At 69.4% G+C, this 16,353-nt stretch carries 16 protein-coding genes and 3 pseudogenes; 12 read left to right on the forward strand and 7 right to left on the reverse strand.

The genetic code is table 11. The annotated features are described in order from the left end of the window. Window positions 1-295: 295 nt before the first annotated feature. The 6 genes from OG819_RS57265 (at window position 296) to OG819_RS57290 (ending at window position 5,698) form a co-directional block, all read left to right on the forward strand. Window positions 296-898, forward strand: a complete 603-nt coding sequence (locus tag OG819_RS57265) for a sigma-70 family RNA polymerase sigma factor (protein WP_266638842.1) — start codon at window positions 296-298, stop codon at window positions 896-898. 25 nt (window positions 899-923) lie between these two features. Further along, complete coding sequence (locus OG819_RS57270) at window positions 924-1,700, forward strand: zf-HC2 domain-containing protein (RefSeq protein ID WP_266638843.1); 777 nt, start codon at window positions 924-926, stop codon at window positions 1,698-1,700. 1,104 nt (window positions 1,701-2,804) lie between these two features. Continuing rightward, on the forward strand, window positions 2,805-3,233 hold the full coding sequence (locus tag OG819_RS57275) for an ATP-binding protein (RefSeq protein ID WP_266638844.1): 429 nt from the start codon (window positions 2,805-2,807) through the stop codon (window positions 3,231-3,233). Then, window positions 3,230-3,562: a hypothetical protein gene (locus tag OG819_RS57280; RefSeq protein WP_266658154.1), complete on the forward strand. Its 333-nt coding sequence runs from the start codon at window positions 3,230-3,232 to the stop codon at window positions 3,560-3,562. The genes OG819_RS57275 and OG819_RS57280 overlap by 4 nt, the downstream gene beginning before the upstream one ends. Before the next feature lie 328 nt (window positions 3,563-3,890). Further along, window positions 3,891-4,829: an LLM class F420-dependent oxidoreductase gene (locus tag OG819_RS57285; protein ID WP_266638846.1), complete on the forward strand. Its 939-nt coding sequence runs from the start codon at window positions 3,891-3,893 to the stop codon at window positions 4,827-4,829. 746 nt (window positions 4,830-5,575) lie between these two features. Next, the gene (locus OG819_RS57290) at window positions 5,576-5,698 is read left to right on the forward strand and encodes a hypothetical protein (RefSeq protein WP_266658156.1); all 123 of its coding nucleotides are present in this window, start codon (window positions 5,576-5,578) and stop codon (window positions 5,696-5,698) included. 278 nt (window positions 5,699-5,976) lie between these two features. Here OG819_RS57290 and OG819_RS57295 read toward each other — a convergent pair whose 3' ends face one another. Further along, the gene (locus OG819_RS57295; protein WP_266658209.1) at window positions 5,977-6,456 is read right to left on the reverse strand and encodes a DUF6194 family protein; all 480 of its coding nucleotides are present in this window, start codon (window positions 6,454-6,456) and stop codon (window positions 5,977-5,979) included. A 47-nt stretch (window positions 6,457-6,503) separates the two neighbouring features. Between OG819_RS57295 and OG819_RS57300 the strand changes: the two genes are divergently transcribed. Then, complete coding sequence (locus OG819_RS57300; RefSeq protein WP_266658158.1) at window positions 6,504-7,295, forward strand: MerR family transcriptional regulator; 792 nt, start codon at window positions 6,504-6,506, stop codon at window positions 7,293-7,295. Here the strand turns inward: OG819_RS57300 and OG819_RS57305 are convergent. The 3 genes and pseudogenes from OG819_RS57305 to OG819_RS57315 form a co-directional block, all read right to left on the reverse strand. Continuing rightward, window positions 7,260-7,709: pseudogene (locus OG819_RS57305) on the reverse strand (IS630 family transposase); the annotation flags it as partial. The gene OG819_RS57300 and the pseudogene OG819_RS57305 sit on opposite strands and share 36 nt — an antisense overlap. A gap of 44 nt (window positions 7,710-7,753) precedes the next feature. Beyond that, complete coding sequence (locus OG819_RS57310) at window positions 7,754-7,900, reverse strand: hypothetical protein (RefSeq protein ID WP_266658162.1); 147 nt, start codon at window positions 7,898-7,900, stop codon at window positions 7,754-7,756. A gap of 134 nt (window positions 7,901-8,034) precedes the next feature. After that, window positions 8,035-9,324 (reverse strand): transposase, encoded by a 1,290-nt coding sequence (locus tag OG819_RS57315; RefSeq protein ID WP_266658164.1) that lies wholly within the window; start codon window positions 9,322-9,324, stop codon window positions 8,035-8,037. A gap of 28 nt (window positions 9,325-9,352) precedes the next feature. Here OG819_RS57315 and OG819_RS57320 point away from each other — a divergent pair, with 28 nt between their 5' ends. Continuing rightward, a complete protein-coding gene (locus OG819_RS57320) occupies window positions 9,353-9,556 on the forward strand; it encodes a YlcI/YnfO family protein (protein WP_266658166.1) in 204 nt (67 codons plus the stop codon). Window positions 9,557-9,680: 124 nt separating this feature from the next. On the opposite strand, the gene OG819_RS57325 is transcribed toward OG819_RS57320, so the two are convergent. Further along, window positions 9,681-10,523 (reverse strand): alpha/beta fold hydrolase, encoded by an 843-nt coding sequence (locus OG819_RS57325; RefSeq protein WP_266658172.1) that lies wholly within the window; start codon window positions 10,521-10,523, stop codon window positions 9,681-9,683. A gap of 348 nt (window positions 10,524-10,871) precedes the next feature. Between OG819_RS57325 and OG819_RS57330 the strand changes: the two are divergent. Together OG819_RS57330 and OG819_RS57335 are read left to right on the forward strand one after the other, a co-directional pair. Beyond that, window positions 10,872-11,048: pseudogene (locus OG819_RS57330) on the forward strand (aldehyde dehydrogenase family protein); the annotation flags it as partial. Between the two features lie 199 nt (window positions 11,049-11,247). Then, window positions 11,248-12,045 (forward strand): maleylpyruvate isomerase family mycothiol-dependent enzyme, encoded by a 798-nt coding sequence (locus OG819_RS57335; RefSeq protein ID WP_266658173.1) that lies wholly within the window; start codon window positions 11,248-11,250, stop codon window positions 12,043-12,045. 182 nt (window positions 12,046-12,227) lie between these two features. On the opposite strand, the gene OG819_RS57340 is transcribed toward OG819_RS57335, so the two are convergent. Continuing rightward, window positions 12,228-13,244, reverse strand: coding sequence for an NADP-dependent oxidoreductase (locus OG819_RS57340; protein ID WP_266658175.1), 1,017 nt, complete (start codon window positions 13,242-13,244; stop codon window positions 12,228-12,230). Between the two features lie 100 nt (window positions 13,245-13,344). On the opposite strand from OG819_RS57340, the gene OG819_RS57345 reads away from it, so the two are divergent. Continuing rightward, the gene (locus OG819_RS57345) at window positions 13,345-14,262 is read left to right on the forward strand and encodes a LysR family transcriptional regulator (RefSeq protein WP_266658177.1); all 918 of its coding nucleotides are present in this window, start codon (window positions 13,345-13,347) and stop codon (window positions 14,260-14,262) included. 151 nt (window positions 14,263-14,413) lie between these two features. Here OG819_RS57345 and OG819_RS57350 read toward each other — a convergent pair. Next, window positions 14,414-14,677: pseudogene (locus OG819_RS57350) on the reverse strand (transposase); the annotation flags it as partial. Window positions 14,678-14,831: 154 nt separating this feature from the next. Here OG819_RS57350 and OG819_RS57355 point away from each other — a divergent pair. Beyond that, window positions 14,832-16,043 carry an acyl-CoA dehydrogenase family protein gene (locus OG819_RS57355; RefSeq protein ID WP_266638853.1) on the forward strand — a complete coding sequence of 404 codons (1,212 nt, stop codon included), beginning with the start codon at window positions 14,832-14,834 and terminating at the stop codon, window positions 16,041-16,043. Window positions 16,044-16,353: the final 310 nt, after the last annotated feature.

The raw sequence follows: 16,353 nt of genomic DNA on the forward strand, positions 1-16,353 counted from the left end.
CTCTGATCCATCCTTGTCGCCGGGGAATAGCGGAATAGAGGAGGAATGCCGCGTAAGCCGGCTCTTGTCCGACTCCACGGGCGGCGAGGGGTGCCCGGTTCGGAAGATAGGCACTTTTTGTGATTCTTCTTGGCGATCGCCGCGGACCGGCCGGCCCACGGCGCTCCGCCCGCCCTGGCCCTGGCGGTGCCGTCAGACCCGGCAGGGGCGTGCCGCCCGCGGTGCTCGCAGAGCGTCACCTGCACCACGCCGTATGTTGCACGACAAAGCAATACATATGAGCGATGATCGATTTATGTCCTGGAGTTCCCGAAAGCGTGGTCCAAGGACCGATCCGGATCGCTCCGCGCACCGTGTCTCCGGTAAAGGGACCCTTTCGACCGCAGACGAGGAACTGCTGCGCACTCTGTACGCGGAGCACGCAGGAGCCCTGTTCCACTACGTGCTGCGGCTGACCTCAGGAGACTGGCAGTGGGCGGAGGATGTCGTGCAGGAGACGCTGCTGCGAGCGTGGCAGCATCCCGCCGCGTTCGACCCGGCACGCGGCCCGGCCCGGGCATGGCTGTGTACGGTCGCCCGGCACCTGGTCATCGACGCCCACCGGGCCCGGCAGGCCAGACCGGCCGAGGCCGGCGGCGAGGCGCTGGAGCGAGCCGCCGAGCAGGCACCGGGCGAGGACGAGATCGAGCAGGCACTGCAAAGCTGGGCGGTGGCCGATGCCATCCGGACGCTGTCCCCGGACCACCGCGCGGTCCTGCTGGAGACCTACTACCGGGGCCGGACCATGACGGAGGCCGCCCGGGTGCTGGGCATCCCGCTGGGCACCGTGAAGTCGCGGACGTACTACGCCCTGCACGCCCTGCGGCTGGTGCTGCAGGAACGGGGCATCGAGCCATGACCGCGGCATGCAGGAGGTGGCGACCATGAGCGCAGAGCACGACGCCCTCCGGGTGGCGCTGGGAGGATACGTCCTGGGCACGCTGCCCCCGGCGGAAATGGAACACGTGCGCGCCCACCTCGCGGGATGCGCCGAGTGCCGGGCAGAACACGCCCAGCTGGCGGGGCTGCCCGCGCTGCTCGCGACGGTGACCGCAGCCGAAGCCGCAGGTCAGACGGTGCCGGCCGGCGGGGACCTGGCCGATCGACTGGTGGCGCGGGCAGCCGAGAGCGCTCAGGGCTCCCCGCCCGCACGGCCTGCGGTGCCGCAGGCGCCCGAGTCGGGTGTGCTGGAGGGGCTGCTCCAGCGGGCCGCGGCCCGCCGCCGCAGGACCTGGCGTCTGCAACTGGCCGGCGCCGCCGCCTCCCTGATGTTCATCGCAGCAGCCGCCGGCGGCACATGGCTGGCGGTCGTCGGATCCGTGGGCCCTCAGGCGACGCGGCCCGCACCGACCGCGCCGGCTGCAACGCGCACCTTCTCCGGAAGCGATCCCGCCACTGGCGTCACCGCCTCGGTGAAGGTCTCGCCCTCTGCCTGGGGCAGTGTCCTGCAGGTCTCCGCCAAGGGGGCGCCCGCCGGCATCACCTGCCGGCTGCAGGCGGTCGGGCCCGGCGGGGCCCGGGCGGACGCCGCTACCTGGCGGGCGGGCGAGTACCCTCCCGGCACCACGATCCCCGGGGCGGTTGCCATGTCTCCGGCAGCCATCGAGCACTTCGAGATCTACGCGGACAACGGTCAGAAGCTGGTCACGATCCGGGCATGAGGTGCCGGGAGCCGGCCCGACGCTGCGGCGGACCGGCTCCCGGCGTGTCCGACCGTCCTCAAGGCCGGTGGATGTGGATCACGTTGGTGAGCACGCACGGGGCGTCCGGCCGATGATCATCGAGGCGGCCAGTGCTCGTCGCATCGGCCGCAAAGGCACGCCCGTGGTCACCGTCGCCGACCGACCCCACCACGCCGTACGGCTCCGGAATCGGCGAGATCAAGATCAAGATCGTCCGACAAGGGCGCCCGGCGGATGCCCGCGGTGGCCCCCGAGGCCGACATCGGCGCCTCTATGGCCGAGGGACTGATCGGCACGACGCGCACAGAGACAGCCGGCTGTCGAAGCGGCTGCCACCGGCCGGGAAAGGTCACCACCGCAGCCGGGCCGGTCGGCCCGCCGACCGTGCGGGTGCACGGCCAAAGTGCGGCTGAGGACCGGCCCGGTTCGCGGGGGCCGACGGTGAGGGCGATCAGCTCCCGGGAGCCGTCGGGCGCGCCCCGAGCAGGGCCTTTGCGCCGGCTTCGGCCTCCTCCCGGCGGAGGTTGAGAGAATGCCGCAGGCCCCCACACAGCCGTGCCCACCCACACACGCAGCCGACGCCCGAGGGCGGTCCCGGCGCGGCGTCGCCGGCCTGCCACTGCCGGGACAGCCGTGTCTTGCGCCCATCCCTCGGCCGCCTCTCCCTCTCTTCCAAAGCCCGTGCGGCCCGGAGCGGAGAAGGGGATCCAGGGCATCTGCACGCCGAGGGCCGCCGCGAGCCGGCCGAGCGCGGGCAGGGACGTGTCCAGCTCTACGGCGCGACGTTCCCTGAGGGTCCCAAGAAGACCACGGACGTGGGGGGAGCCGAGCTGCCGCGCCCGGCTCGGCGAGTACGGCATCGAGCTCTGACAGAGGCGAGTGAGCCCAGCCCGGCCATCGGCATTGACCTGACCCGCAAGAAGTTGAACAAAAGCCGCGAATAACTCGAACCGTTCGGCATGCGCCGCCCGTGGAATTGAATGAGCGCTCCCATGCAGGATCCGGCATACCGACCACCCCTCGAAGTCGTTGGCGGTCTCCCCCGTTCCGGTCTCCGCACATCCACAGAATGGCCAGAAGACCATGTTTGTGACCGACTCCCCCCGCCCGAGCTCGCTGCTCTCCCGGCACTGCAGCCACCAGGCGCTGCTCACCCTGCCCGCGCAGGAGGCGCACGTCTCCGCCGCCCGTCACTTCGCGGCCGATCTGCTGGAGACCTGGAGTGTTCCCGCGAGCGAACGGGACTCCGCCGTTCTCATCGTCGACGAACTCGCCGCCAACGCAGCCCAGTACGGCCGCGAGCACATGACCCTGCAGCTCGTCCTCGACCACGACACTTTGCACATAGTGGTCAGTGACTCCGGAATGGCCGTGGAGCACCCTCTCCCCGACATCGCCCCGGACGAACACGGCCGCGGCACCGGCATCGTCCAGTACCTCGCACAGTCGACCGAGGTCCATCAGACACGCAGCGGCCGCGAAGTCCGCGCCTGCCTGAGGTGCTCGGCATGACCAGCCCCGGCGTTCCGCACGAGCTACGGCCCCTCGCCAGGCCCGGCACCACAGCACGGCGACCGGCCACCGGGGGCGGCTGCGGCGCCGGATCACCCGACGACCCCACCGAGTGGGCCTTCGCGACCCACAAGCCGTGCCCCATCGACGTCTGCCCGGGCCCGGCGCAGGTGCGCGTGCCCTCCCCGGCGAACCCGTCGGCCCTCGACCACGGCGACCCCGACCCCGACACGGTGCTCTGCAAACGCTGCGGCGCCGGCCCCGGGGTGCGACGCTGCCGCCCTCACCGAATACCAGGAGATCCGCTCGAAGATCATCCACCGGGGTGACATCGGCCTCGTCCGCCACCATCCGTCTCCCGACTCCCCGAACCGGAACCGCGAAGCGGTGCCCGCCCGTAGGGGCCGAGGGGAGACGAGAATCTGACCGGCGTGCTCGAAGCAACAGTGCGTGGCCCCTCAACAGCCCCCGCACCAGACCGCCCTACGGGCTCAACATCCCAGGAGACGACCGGAGTCGGGCAAGCATCACAGCGCCGGTACGGGGGCGGTGGTCTCACTCGTCCGGACGACAGGCCCCGCCGGCTTCGCGCGCGGCGCGCCACGTCACCCGAGCGCGTCCGGGCTTCGTGCTTAAGGTGACGCCCGGAGGTGGAGAATGCGAGTGGGGTTGCACGCGCTCGGTATCGGTGACGGTGCCCGTCCCGAGGTGATCCGTGCGGTGGCCGCAGCCGCGGAGACGCACGGCTTCGCGAGGCTCTGGTGCGGCGAGCACGTGGTACTCGTGGATGAACCGGCCTCCCGCTACCCCTACTCCGTGGACGGCCGGATCGCCGTGCCCGCGGACGCGGACTGGCTGGACCCGCTGCTTGCCCTGGCCTTCGCGGCGGCGGTCACCAGCCGCATCGAGCTCGCCACCGGCGTACTCCTGCTGCCTGAGCACAACCCCGTCCTGGCAGCCAAACAGGCCGCCACACTCGACGTGCTCTGCGCCGGGCGGTTCAGCCTCGGGGTCGGAGTCGGCTGGTCGGCCGAGGAATTCGCAGCGCTCGGGGTCCCCTTCGCCAGGCGCGGGCAGCGCACCGAAGAGTACCTCGCCGCGATGCGCACCCTCTGGGCCGAGGACCCGGCCTCCTTCTCAGGGGAATTCACCCGCTTCGACGCGATCCGGGTCAACCCGAAGCCGCTGCGCGGCGGCCGGCTCCCGGTCGTGGTCGGCGGCAACAGCGACGCCGCCTTGCGCCGCGCGGTCACGCTCGCCGATGGCTGGTACGGCTTCAACGTCCCGGCGGCCGACGTCCCGGCGCGCATCGCCGTTCTCGCCGACGAGTGCGCCCGCCACGGTCGCCCTTTTGACGAGCTCACAGTCGCCGTCGCGCTGAGCGACGGGACACCGGAGCACCTCCCCGCACTCGGTGCGGCAGGCGTCACCGAACTGGTCGTCGTCGGCGCACCCCCACCCGCTCCGGAGGCGGCGGCCACCTGGGTCGCGGAAATCGCCCAAACCTGGATTGGCCCGGAGCAACAACCAGGGCCGGCCGGGGCCCCAGCCGATGTGTTCACGCCCGCAAGCCGTCCCCAAAGGCAAGATGACTGACCTGCGCTCCTGAGGTACTCAGAGCAGGCAATTTGCGTCGCGTAGAGGACCCGGTCCCACCGGCGCGTACAGGAACTCGGCGTGGGCCTCGGCGGCTTCCCGCTCGATCACCGCGGCGGGCAGTGTGGTGGACAGCGCGTCAGGCTCAACGCCGGGAGGAAGCTCGGGCAGGCCGGCCGTTCAAGCTGGTGCGCGGCCCGGACAAGTTGGCGCCCCTCGGCCCAGGTACGAACGGAGAAACGGACTGCTCCTCATTGTCGCTCACCCCGGTGACGCTAGGGCGCTCGCGGCCGTTTGCGCACGGATGGCGGTCGGCCGGAGGCAGGTACGGTCACCGCTGCTGCGCTCCTGGCGTGGGGCTGGGTCCTGGAGCACCGCCAGAGCCGGACGAGTTCGGGCGACATGGCCGACCGGCCCCGGCCGAGGCGGCCATCGTGATCGCCGTCGTCTCTGCCGTCGACGTGCTGACCGGGCCCCGGAAGAACGGCGCCAGGACGAAGCGTTCAGCCCGGTGCTCTGCCTCGCGGCAGGCAAGGAAGACTGAACCGGGTTGATCCATGAGGGCGCGGCTGAGCCCGCCTTTCCAGGCAGCGGTGTCCGTTGCCACCTCTGTCAGTCCCTCCTGACAGCATGCTGCTGTGACAACCGCATCACCCGGTCAACACCCTGACGAGGCCATCTTGACGTTCCTGCGTTCCGCATTCGCGCCGGAGTGGCGCGAGCCGGCGCTGGGACACGATGGCGTCTTGGCGTGGGAATCCCAGCACGGGGTCGTTCTTCCGGAGCCGTACCGGAGCCTGATCGCCGAGATCACCAACGGGTCATCCCTCGGACCACCGGAAGACGGCGGTCTCCTGCCCCTCGGCTGACACATCTGCTGCGCGGACCAGGCGCCGAAGCTCTGCGCGGAAGTCCGCGATCGGACCTACCGCTGGTACGGCCAACTCCCGACCCTTTCGGTGCGGTTCGGCAGATGTCTCCGAAGGGTACGTCTTCACCGCGGTATACGTGGGCGTCGTACTCCCCGCCGTCTGGGCCTCGGCGCCGCGGGACACACTCCTCGCGGATACACCCAGCCCCGTCTCGTCGCCCACCAGTGCCGCATCGGGCAACGTTCGCCCTCGAGTCCGCTTGGTCTGGAACCGTGTCAGTCATTTTCCAGAGACCTTCCAGGTTCGTGTCGCCGCGCGAACCTGGCACAAGCAGCGTCGTGGGCGCCGCGCAGAAGCTGCACGACCGTGTCCGTTGTCCTCTCACCAGGATTGACGACAGAGACCCAGCCGAGTACCCCGTACAACGGGTGCGGTATCACGCTGTCGGCGGCTGCGTAGTCGCGAGGTCGGGTGAGACTGCGCGGCTCCTCCCCCGTGAGCTCCCGGAACGTCGCACGGTCGGCGTGGATGTTCACGCGCCAGCGGCCCGGAGGGTCAAGGTCGGAGGCGGCGTCGTCGGGGTAGTTCTTGATGACGATCGTCCCGTAAGGCTGGACGTTCTGGGGCATCCGACCGTCGGGGGCGTAGTAGAAGAACGCATCCCCCCACGCGAGCTCGGGGAAGTCGCCGCCCGGCCCCGCAACGACCACGAGCGCGCCGGCGAAGCCTCGCACGGTCGCGATGATCTGTTCCATACTCATGGTTCAAGCATCACCTTCAAGTGCTTATGTGGGGTTGGCTGATGGGCGAGCTGGTGAGCGGTTCGCAACGGGTACCGCTCCGAACCGCCGACGTCGCCATGGAGTCGGGGTACTCGGTGCAACAGGTTCGCGACCTGGAGCGGCTGGGAGTCATTCCCCCAGCCGCTCGATCGAGCAACGGTTACCGCTCCTACACACCGCTGCACGTCCACGCCCTTCGCGCCTACCGGGGACTCGCAGGTGCTGTTGGCCCTGTCGCAGCCCGGCAGATGCTCACGGAACTGCGGACAGAGACCCTCGCGGAGGCAGCCTCGGCGATCAACACGGTCCATGTTCGACTCGCGCGGGAACGAGAGGAGGCCCTGCGCGCTCAACAAGCGTTGCGTGCGATCCAGGCCGAAGCGAACACACCCGAGTTCGAGCAAGACAGTGACGCGATGACGATCACAGAGCTCGCCGGAGCGCTCAATGTACGTCCCTCCACCCTGCGGTTCTGGGAGCAGGAAGGGCTCGTCACCCCCGACCGAGTGACGTCACTGCAAGCACGCCGCTACGGTCTTTCAGCCTCCAGAGCAGCCCGAATCGTTGCGGCCCTCCGCAACGCCGGTTATGGCATTCCCGCAGTGCGCGAGATCATGGGCTCCCTGCGCCAACTCGACGGCCGGGGAGAGACCCAACGCATCCTGCAACAGCGTCTTGACCAGATCGCCACACGGACCGTGGCGCTGCTCCGAGCGGGCGCAGACCTGACAGCCGTCGTTACGGCCGCCCGGGAACCGACGGCCACCCAGTCCGTATCAGGCAACGTTTGCCCTGGCGACCTCGGCTCGTAGGCGCCGGTCGTCAGCGTGGCGGTTTCGCCAGATGAGGTAGAGGCGGATCATGCTGCCGTGCTCTTTGCGGCTGGCGTGATCGGTGTTGTCGAGGGTGAAGTGGCGCAGCGCGGTGAACTGGGCCTCGATGCGGTTCAGCCATGAGGAGTTGGTCGGGGTGCAGGCGGCGAGCAGGCGCCGGATGTCGTACGGTCGGGTGCAGGTCGCGCGCCGCCGTGGCCTGGGTTCACGGTCGGGATCCTTGCCTTTGCCGCCGCGCTCGGCCCACTGCCGACCCGGACGCGACTGGAGGTTGAGCGGACGGAACTCGTCCAGGCGAAACACCACTTCTGGCTCGTCTTCGTCGGGTACAACCTCGCAGTCAGCGATCGCGCACAGGTGCTCGACCCGCGCCTTCTTGGCCGCGTAGTCCGGAACCCGTGCTCACCCCTACGCATGTCTTCCCAGACGGGGCGGCCCTACGTGTCCGGGACGCGCGCACCGGCTTTCTGCGCCACGAGCACACCTGCTCCGGCGAGGGCGAGGCCCGTTGTCCGCGTACGGTACGTGACCGTCACGGCCGCGCTCTGACGGCCCATCTGCTGGGCGACACGCTGATCCTGCACACCCCCTCGGCACCCGAGTCACGTGTGCGCTTGCCGCTCCCCGTCGGGGCCGGCCTCCTCGTGGCACGCGATACGTCGATGTATGTAGCTGGGGCAGGCGGTTTCCTGTCTCTGACATTGACATCCTCCCCCTCTTAAAAGAGGGGGATTCCAACCCGGGTGGGTTGCGGTTCACGGACACTCGACCGCTGTCTGGGCGGTGTTGTCCCTCCGGCACGGGCTTGGCGCCCGGGGCGGCTATCGCCGTCCTGTCCTGCCGCGACGTTGGTTGCTGCATTGGTGTCCGCGTTGCAGGTGAAGCCGCAGGAGGAGCAGACGAACTCGGCTTGGCTCTTGCGCGAGTTCTTGTCGATCCATCCGCAGGCACTGCACCGCAGGCTGGTGTAGGGGGCGGGTACGTCCTCGACCCGCCCGGGGGCCTTGTGCTCGGTGCGCCGGCGCAGCAGGCCCCAGCCCTGCGCGAGGATCGCCCGGTTCAGCCCTGCTTTCTGCGCAACCCGCTTGCCCGGCTCCTTGTTGGTCCCCTTCGCCGAGCGGGTCATGTTCTTGATGTTCAGCTTCTCGAACCGCACCAGGTCGTACGACCTGGCCAGCATGGTCGAGGTCTTCTCGCACCAGTCCTTGCGCCGGTCGGCTTCGCGGGCCCTGAGCTCGGCGACCTTCGCGTACTCGGTCGTCTTCTGCGAGCTGTTCTTGGGCGCGCGGGCGCCGCGCCGCTGATGTTTGCGGATCTGTGCCCGCTCACGGGTGGTGAGCTGGGGACAGTTCAGCATCCGGCCGTCCGACAGGGCCGCGGTGATCGTGACGCCCCGGTCGATGCCGATGACCTCGCCGGTGCCCGGCGCCGTGACCGGGGCGGGGATGACGGCGAAGGCCATGTGCCACTGCCCGTTCTTCCAAGTGACCCGGAACGTCTTCGCCTGCGGCAGCTCGGTCCGGGTGAGGCGGAAGCGGACCCAGCCGCAGCCCGGCACCATCACCTGCGCCCATCGCCGGTTCAGCTTCTGGACCACCACCGAGCGGCCCATGACCTGCCTGCCGGTCTTCGCGTTCAGCTTCGGGCCGCCGTCGGTGTCGAACTCCGGGACGCGGTCGGTGCCGATGACGCGAAAGCCCTCGTGCCGGTGCTTCCTGCGCCAGGTCGGCTCGCCGAACCCGGAGGTGAACCTCGCCTGCCTGGCCCTTCCGAAGTCCTTCAACGCCTGCTGCTGCACATCCGCGTTGCCCTCACGCAGCCACTCACTGGCGGTGCGGGCCTCGGTGAGCTGGCGGCACTGCTCGGCGAAACCGGGCGCGGCCTTCCTGCCCCTGTACCAGTACGAATGCTGCTCGACGGCCAGATTCCACACGTACCGGGCGTGCGCGCAGTGCAGCAGCATCTGCTGCTCCTGCTCGCCCGTGGGGTACATCCGAAACCTTGCCATGGGACCAACCTAGCTCAATCATGGTCCCATGAAGCATGTAAACCTGAGACTCCCCGACGACCTGCACGAACAGGCCCGAGCCGCCGCCGAGGCCGACGACCGTTCCCTGAACTCCTGGCTGATTGCCGCCGTGCGACGCGCCGTCACCCCGGGCAAGACGCCGAATCGCCCTGAAGGCGATTCGGCCACCCCTGCCCCGCTCCGCGGGAGCGAGCATTCACCCCGGCCCTGAAGGACCGGGCACCCTGCCCGAAAACGCGGTGGATGAGCCGTTTCCATAGGGCGCAATCCGCTGCATGGGGCCCTTTCGTGTGCCCGCGTCTGTAGAGGGGCAGCTGAGCAAGATGTCTGTTCGCCTACTGGCGACCGGAGTCGCGGGCCGCGCTCACGATGAGATCCGTGACCGCCTGGGGGTGCGAGATCAGGGACACGTGCGAGGAGTTGATCTCCACCGTCTTGCGCGCGTGTGCGCGCTTGGCCTCGTACCGCTCAAGGCTTGGGTCTATGGCCCGGTCCTGCCTGCCGACGAGCACGTAGACCGGCTTGTCCCGCCAGGCCGCTGCGGTGAGCTTGTCGCTGAACGCCGACTGCGCGATCGGGCGCTGCGTCGACGCCATGACGGACGTCTGCTGCTGCGAGAGGTCCTGGGCGAAGACCGAATGGAGCTTGCCGGCCTGGATGTACACGTCCGTGCCCGTGGTGCCGTCGCCGTTGCGGAAGGGCACTTGCTGAAGCGCCTTGGTCAGCGGGGCGGCCGGGAACTTGCCGGAGAGGCTGGCGAACGACTCACCCTTGTCCGGCATGATCGCGTTGACGTACACCAGCGCCTTGACGTTGTCGAGCCCGGCGGCCGCCTGCGAGATCACCTCGCCGCCGTAGGAGTGTCCGACGAGGACGATCGGCCCCTTGATGGTTTTCAGGAGGCTGTTCAGGTACGTCGAGTCCTGGGGTATGCCGCGCAGCGTGTTGGGCGGGGCGATGACCTGGTAGCCGTCCCGCTGCAGGCGCTGCACCACTGCGTTCCAGCTGGACCCGTCGGCGAATGCTCCGTGTACGAGCACCACGGTCGGCTTCTGGCCCCCCGGGGCCCTGCCGAGGTCGTCTGCGGCGTGAGCCGGCACCACGGTCAGGACGAAGAGCACCGCCGCTCCGAGGGCCAGTCCACCCTTGCCTGATTTCAAGATCCCAGAGGCGGTCACGTGCTTCCCCTTCCTCGGCGTACCAGGTGAACTCGGCTTCTTCGGCGACTGAGCACAGTAAGAATCGTGCGGCGCGGAACGCGGAGAGCCGACGGTGGGTACTTGGCGGCGGCCGCGGTCACCGCTGCCGCCGCTTCGGATATCACAATGTTCGCGTGTCTGCGTTTTCCGCGCATCCGGTGCCCTGCTGGGTGATCGGCAGCGGAAGGTACGGCTCCCGATGGCGAGCGCGCCGCTTCGCAGGTCAGGAGGGGTGCACATGGGTGAATTGCAGGTCTTATCGGCCGGTCTTAGCGTGGATTCATGGCTATGGCAACGACGAGTCCGGTGACCGGTGAGGTCCTCAGGAGGTTCGCCGAGCTGACCCTGCAGTCGGGCATGGCCTTCATCAACGGCAACACGGCCAGCTACCCCGAGATCCCCTTCGGGAGCGTCAAACGCAGCGGCTACGGACGCGAGCTGTCCGACCTCGGCATGCGGGAGTTCATGAACGCCAAGACCGTCTGGATCGGCCAGGACGCCTGAACCCCCCGATAGCGGGCGGCAGTCGACACCGCCCGTGCCGCCGGCCTGCGCCTGGGCATCGCGGAAGTCGTACGCGAACGCCTCCACCTCGCGGCCGACGGCGGACTGGGCCGCGCGGATGTCGCCGCGACCTACCGAATGTCCCGCCGGGCCGCATCCTGACCGGGCCGTCCCGTTCGAGAGAGGCGAGGGAGGAACGATGACCCGTGCCGGCATCGCCGCCGCGCGTTCGAGCACGGCGCAACTGGCGGAGATCATTCCCCAGGTGGACGACGAGCAATGGGACCTGCCGTCCGCATGCGACGGCTGGCGCGTGATCGACGTGCTGGCCCACCTCGCGGCCCTCGCCTCCGAGGCGGTGGACCCGCCACCGCCCGACCCCTCACTGCCGAAGAACCGCGAGCGCTACCACGACCTGCGCGTCGACGAACGCCGTGGCTGGAGCCATGCGGAAGTCCTCGACGAGTGGCGGCGCAGCACACCTCGCCAGCTGGACCTCCTGGAAGCGGCCCAGGAGGTACCCGGGGCCGACGAGGCCGTCCAGGTGGCCGGGCTCGGGACGTATCCGCGCCACCTCCTGGCGAACACCATGGCTTTCAACGTCTTCTGTCACCTCCGCAACGACATGCTCGCCCCGGACGGCCCGCTCCCGTTCACCCTGCCGGAACCGACCGACGACCAGGTCACCCCCGCCGTCGACTTCATGCTCGCCGGCCTCCCCCAGATGCAGGGGCCCGAACTCACCGCCACCGTCCGCAGGCCTCTCGTCCTCGACCTGACCGGGCCGGGCGCCACCACCGTCACCCTCCTCCCCGCGACCGAGCCGGACGGGCAGCTGACCGTGGCACCCGGTGCGGACGCCACCACCCGGGTCCACAGCACGGCACTCGCCTTCATCGCCTGGGCCACCACCCGCAAACCCTGGCGCGACCACTGCCGCATCACGGGGGACACATCCGCCGCGACACCGTTCCTCGACCGCCTCAACATCATTTAGACGATGTCCTGTGCGGTGAGACGAACTCGGGCTGGGTGCCCGTCCGGGCGGCGGGCGTGCAGCGTGCCGGCCCCGATACGCTGCCCGCATGATTCGCGCTGTGACCTCGACCTCGTGATGACGCTCGCACCAGCCCCACGCGCACGGATTCCCCTCATGGCACCGGAGTTCGGGTGCCAGTCTTACGGACGGGCTTGCGTGCGGTCCCGCACGATGATCTTGCCGGTGTTCTCGCCGCGCAGCATTCCCAGGAACGCGTCCAGGATGTGCTCGAAACCGTCGATCACCGTCTCGTCCAGAGCGAGCCGGCCGCTCTGCAGATGCGGTACCGCGACCTCGTACAACTCCTCCTGCACGTCGCGGTAGTTGCTGACCAGGAAGCCCTCCATGCGGAGGCTCTTCTCCACGATGTCCGCGTAGTTGAAGCGCGGCGACGGCGCGTCGGGGGTGTTGTACTGGCTGATCGTGCCGACGCGGACGATGCGCCCGAACTCGCGCAGCGCTCCCACCGCCGCGGCCAGTTGCTCGCCGCCGACGTTGTCGACGAACACGTCGATGCCGCCCGGCGCGGCCTTGCCGAGCAGGTCGGCGGCGGGCCCGTCGTGGTAGTCGAAGACGGCGTCATAGCCCACCTCCCGCATGAGGTGGCCGGCCTTCGCCGCCGAGCCGGCGCTGCCCACGAGCCGTCCGGCGCCGAGCAGTCTGGCGAACCGCCCGGTGGCCGTGCCGACCCCGCCCGCGGCGGCCGACACGAACAGGTCCTCCCCCTCCTGGAGCCGGGCGATCCGGGTCAGGCTCACATAGGCGGTCAGGCCGGTGCCGCCGAGGGCGCTCAAGTACGCGGTCAGGGGCACCCCGTCGAAGAGGGGCAGTCGCCGGATCTCCTCGGGCGTGACCACCGCGTGCGTGCGCCAGCCCTGCCGGTGGAACACGATCTCGCCCTCGGTCAGCCGAGGCGTGCGCGAGGCGATCACCCGCCCGATGGCGCGGCCCTCCAGCGGTGCGTCGAGTGCGAAGCCGCCGGGCACGTCGTCCATCATCTCGCGGTGGTAGGGGTCGACGGACCAGTAGAGGTTCTCCACGAGCGCGCTGCCGGCCGCGGGGTCGGGAAGCGTGGATTCGACGAAGGCAAAGTGCTCGGCGGTGGGAAAGCCGTGGGGGCGGGCGGTCTGGTGCACGGTGAGCGCGGTCTCGTTCATGCCCGGACCGTAGGGCGGGAATGCGCCGCCCGGGCAGCCGGTTGGGCTCATGCGACACACCGTCCCATGAGCAGTTCTCATACGTTGAGGTGAGCGCCCCGTGGCCCGCACGACCGACTCCGATCTCGCCCCACAGGAACTGCGCGTCCTGGTGGCGGTCGCGGACACGGGCGGTTTCTCGGCCGCGGCCGGCGTACTCGGTCTGACCCAGTCCGCGGTCTCCCACTCGGTTCGCGGCAGCGAGCGCAAGATCGGTGCCGTCCTCTTCGAACGCGGCCGCACCGGCGCCCGCCCCACCCCCGCCGGAGACAAGGCCGTCGCGCACGCCCGCCGCATCCTTCGCCTGCTGGACGTCCTGACCGCCGAGGCGCGCGGCGCGGCGCGGCCCGATGCCGCGGAGGGGCCGCTGCGGATCGCGGCTTTCCGCAGCGCGGCTCTCCACCTGCTGCCGGCCGTCCTGCAGCGGCTCCGCGCCCGACATCCCAGGATCGAGCCGCGGGTGCGGATCGTACGCGAGGTGGGGCGCGGCACAGCGGGCGAAGTGGCCGACGGGAAAGCCGACATAGCCATCGCCACACTGGGCGGCTCCGTGCTGCTTCCACCAGGTCTGGTCGCGAACGGACTCCTTGAAGAGCCGTATGCCCTGGTGCACGCGACGGGTCACGCCGCCCCGCGCTCGCTGCCGCTGGTCGACTGGGCCGAGAACTGCGGCTCGTACACCCGCGACTGGTGGGCTGCGCAGGACTGGATCCCGAAGGCAACCGTCGAGGCCGAGGACGACGGAGCGGTGCTCTCCTTGGTGAGCGCAGGTCACGGAATGGCGATCATGCCGGCGCTCTCCTTGGTCGGAGCACCGGACTCGGTCGGGATCACTGATCTCGGCCCCGAGCGCCCGACACGCCAGGTCGGCTATGTCACCACGTCCGAACTGGCCGGATCCGCTGTCGTGCGCGCCTTGGTGAGGGAACTGCGGGCGACGCTCCCGCAGGATGTGAGCCTTCTCAGCCGCGAGGCTTGACCAGGTCGAGTGGGCCAGTTGCCTGACGTGGGCAGCCGTGGTGTGCCACGGCCGTCTTGTGAGCCGCCTCGCTCAGGTTCTTCCACGGACGGAAGCGGTCCGCGACCTGTACGGCATCCGGCGCGCCGGCCCGGACGCCCGGCCGCCACTCCTTCTCCGCCTTCAGCAACCGGGCGTTCTCCGCCCGCAACCGGGCCAGTTCCCCAGCCGGACTCCCGCCGGCCTCGCGGCGCTCGGGCAGTGCCTGGAACTCGTTTTCCTTGCGGCCCCACGTCCTCAGCGACTCGGCGGTGAGGCCGAGGTCCGCCGCCACCGCCGCGTATGTGCGCTTGCCGCCCACGGCGCGACAGAGCGCGACCGCGTCCTTCCTGAACTCCTCCGGATACGGAGACCTGCGTCCGTCCCACCTGGACATCCCTCCCTGGACCATCAAGATCCACTGTCAGGGTGTCCACTCCAAAGGATCAGCCTCAGCCGTCACAAGGGAGGTGACTTGCCGGTCAACTAGTTGCCGGGAATCACCGCTCTGGACGACCTCCGCCATGTCCGACACCACAAGGAGAACTGAGATGACCACCACCGCCACCCCCCTCGCACCGCAGGACGACCAGCTGGCCGCCGACTTCTACCTCTACGAGGCACTGCTGTCGGACGAGGAGCGCAAGATACTGCTCAAGGCCCGCACCTTCCTGCGCGAAGAGGTCAAGCCGCTGGTCAACGAGTACTGGAGCAAGGGCGAGTTCCCCAAGGAGCTGATCGAGAAATTCCGCGGCAGCGGACTGGCCGCTCTGTCCTACGAGGGCTACGGCGAGCACCTGCCGGCCATCAGCCACCTGCTCGACGGCATGCTCGCCATGGAGATGAGCCGCGTCGACGCCTCGTGCGCCACCTTCTTCGGCGTCCACAACGGGCTCGGCTTCTACTCCATCTACTACGGCGGCGACCAGGAACAGCGCGACCGGTGGCTGCCCGCCATGGCCTCGATGGAGAAGATCGGCGCCTTCGCCCTGACCGAGCCGCTCGGCGGCTCCGACGTCTCCGGCGGCATGCGCACCACCGCCAGGCGCGAGGGCGACACCTGGGTCCTCAACGGCGCCAAGAAGTGGATCGGCAACGCCACCTTCGCCGACTACGTCGTGGTGTGGGCGCGGGACGTCGACGACAACCAGGTCAAGGGCTTCGTCGTGGAGAAGGGCGCCCCCGGCTTCGAGCCGGTGAAGATCGAGGGCAAGATCGCGCTGCGGATCGTGGAGAACGCCGAGATCACCCTGACCGACGTACGCGTGGCGGAGGCGAACCGCCTCCAGAAGATCAACTCCTTCCGGGACGTCGCGGAGATCCTGCGCTTCACCCGCAGCGGAGTCGCCTGGCAAGCCCTGGGCGTCATGATCGGCGCCTATGAACTCGCGCTCGACTACGCCAAGGAGCGCCGGCAGTTCGGCCGTCCGATCGCCAAGTTCCAGATCGTCCAGGACCTGTTGGTGAAGAGCCTGGGCAACATCACCGCCTCCTGGGGCATGCTGGTACAGCTCGCCCGGCTGCAGGACCAGGGCATCTTCCGCGACGAGCACTCGTCGCTGGCCAAGGCGTTCGTCACCTCCCGTATGCGGGAGGTTGTCGCCTTCAGCCGCGAGATCTTCGGCGGCAACGGCATCCTCCTCGACTACGACGTCGCCCGGTTCTTCGCCGACGCAGAAGCCCTCTACTCCTACGAGGGCACCCGCGAGATGCAGACCCTCATCGTCGGCAAGTCCATCACCGGGCACAGCGCCTTCGTGTAGGCCGTCCGGCAACCTCCGAGGAAGCGTGTGCCGCTCGCGCGATGACAGCACGGACGGCACACGCCCTGACACGACATGCCGCCGACGCCGGCGCATCTCGACCACGGCGGCCACTCTCGGAGGATCTCTGTCAGACGCTGTTGCCTTTCCGTACGTGATCGACGGGTTTCCGCTGGTCGGGGACAGGAACGGTGGTTCCGTGGGATACGGACGCGCAGTCGGCGCCCGGGCGTGCGGCAAAGCCGAAGTCGCAGGTACCGGTGTGGCGCCAAGGGCCGGCCTGGTCGGTGCTGTCGGTGGCCTACCAACG

This window comes from Streptomyces sp. NBC_01549, assembly GCF_026339955.1.
Lineage (GTDB): Bacteria > Actinomycetota > Actinomycetes > Streptomycetales > Streptomycetaceae > Streptomyces.

What these genes read in the sequence shown, in the direction of transcription:
- OG819_RS57335 (WP_266658173.1), top strand. Translation starts at nt 11,248, where the DNA reads ATGACCCGTGCCGGCATCGCCGCCGCGCGTTCGAGCACGGCGCAACTG.
- OG819_RS57320 (WP_266658166.1), top strand. Translation starts at nt 9,353, where the DNA reads ATGAAGCATGTAAACCTGAGACTCCCCGACGACCTGCACGAACAGGCC.
- OG819_RS57285 (WP_266638846.1), top strand. Translation starts at nt 3,891, where the DNA reads ATGCGAGTGGGGTTGCACGCGCTCGGTATCGGTGACGGTGCCCGTCCC.
- OG819_RS57300 (WP_266658158.1), top strand. Translation starts at nt 6,504, where the DNA reads ATGGGCGAGCTGGTGAGCGGTTCGCAACGGGTACCGCTCCGAACCGCC.
- OG819_RS57295 (WP_266658209.1), bottom strand. Translation starts at nt 6,456, where the DNA reads ATGGAACAGATCATCGCGACCGTGCGAGGCTTCGCCGGCGCGCTCGTG.
- OG819_RS57280 (WP_266658154.1), top strand. Translation starts at nt 3,230, where the DNA reads ATGACCAGCCCCGGCGTTCCGCACGAGCTACGGCCCCTCGCCAGGCCC.
- OG819_RS57340 (WP_266658175.1), bottom strand. Translation starts at nt 13,244, where the DNA reads ATGAACGAGACCGCGCTCACCGTGCACCAGACCGCCCGCCCCCACGGC.
- OG819_RS57275 (WP_266638844.1), top strand. Translation starts at nt 2,805, where the DNA reads ATGTTTGTGACCGACTCCCCCCGCCCGAGCTCGCTGCTCTCCCGGCAC.
- OG819_RS57265 (WP_266638842.1), top strand. Translation starts at nt 296, where the DNA reads ATGTCCTGGAGTTCCCGAAAGCGTGGTCCAAGGACCGATCCGGATCGC.
- OG819_RS57315 (WP_266658164.1), bottom strand. Translation starts at nt 9,324, where the DNA reads ATGGCAAGGTTTCGGATGTACCCCACGGGCGAGCAGGAGCAGCAGATG.
- OG819_RS57270 (WP_266638843.1), top strand. Translation starts at nt 924, where the DNA reads ATGAGCGCAGAGCACGACGCCCTCCGGGTGGCGCTGGGAGGATACGTC.
- OG819_RS57355 (WP_266638853.1), top strand. Translation starts at nt 14,832, where the DNA reads ATGACCACCACCGCCACCCCCCTCGCACCGCAGGACGACCAGCTGGCC.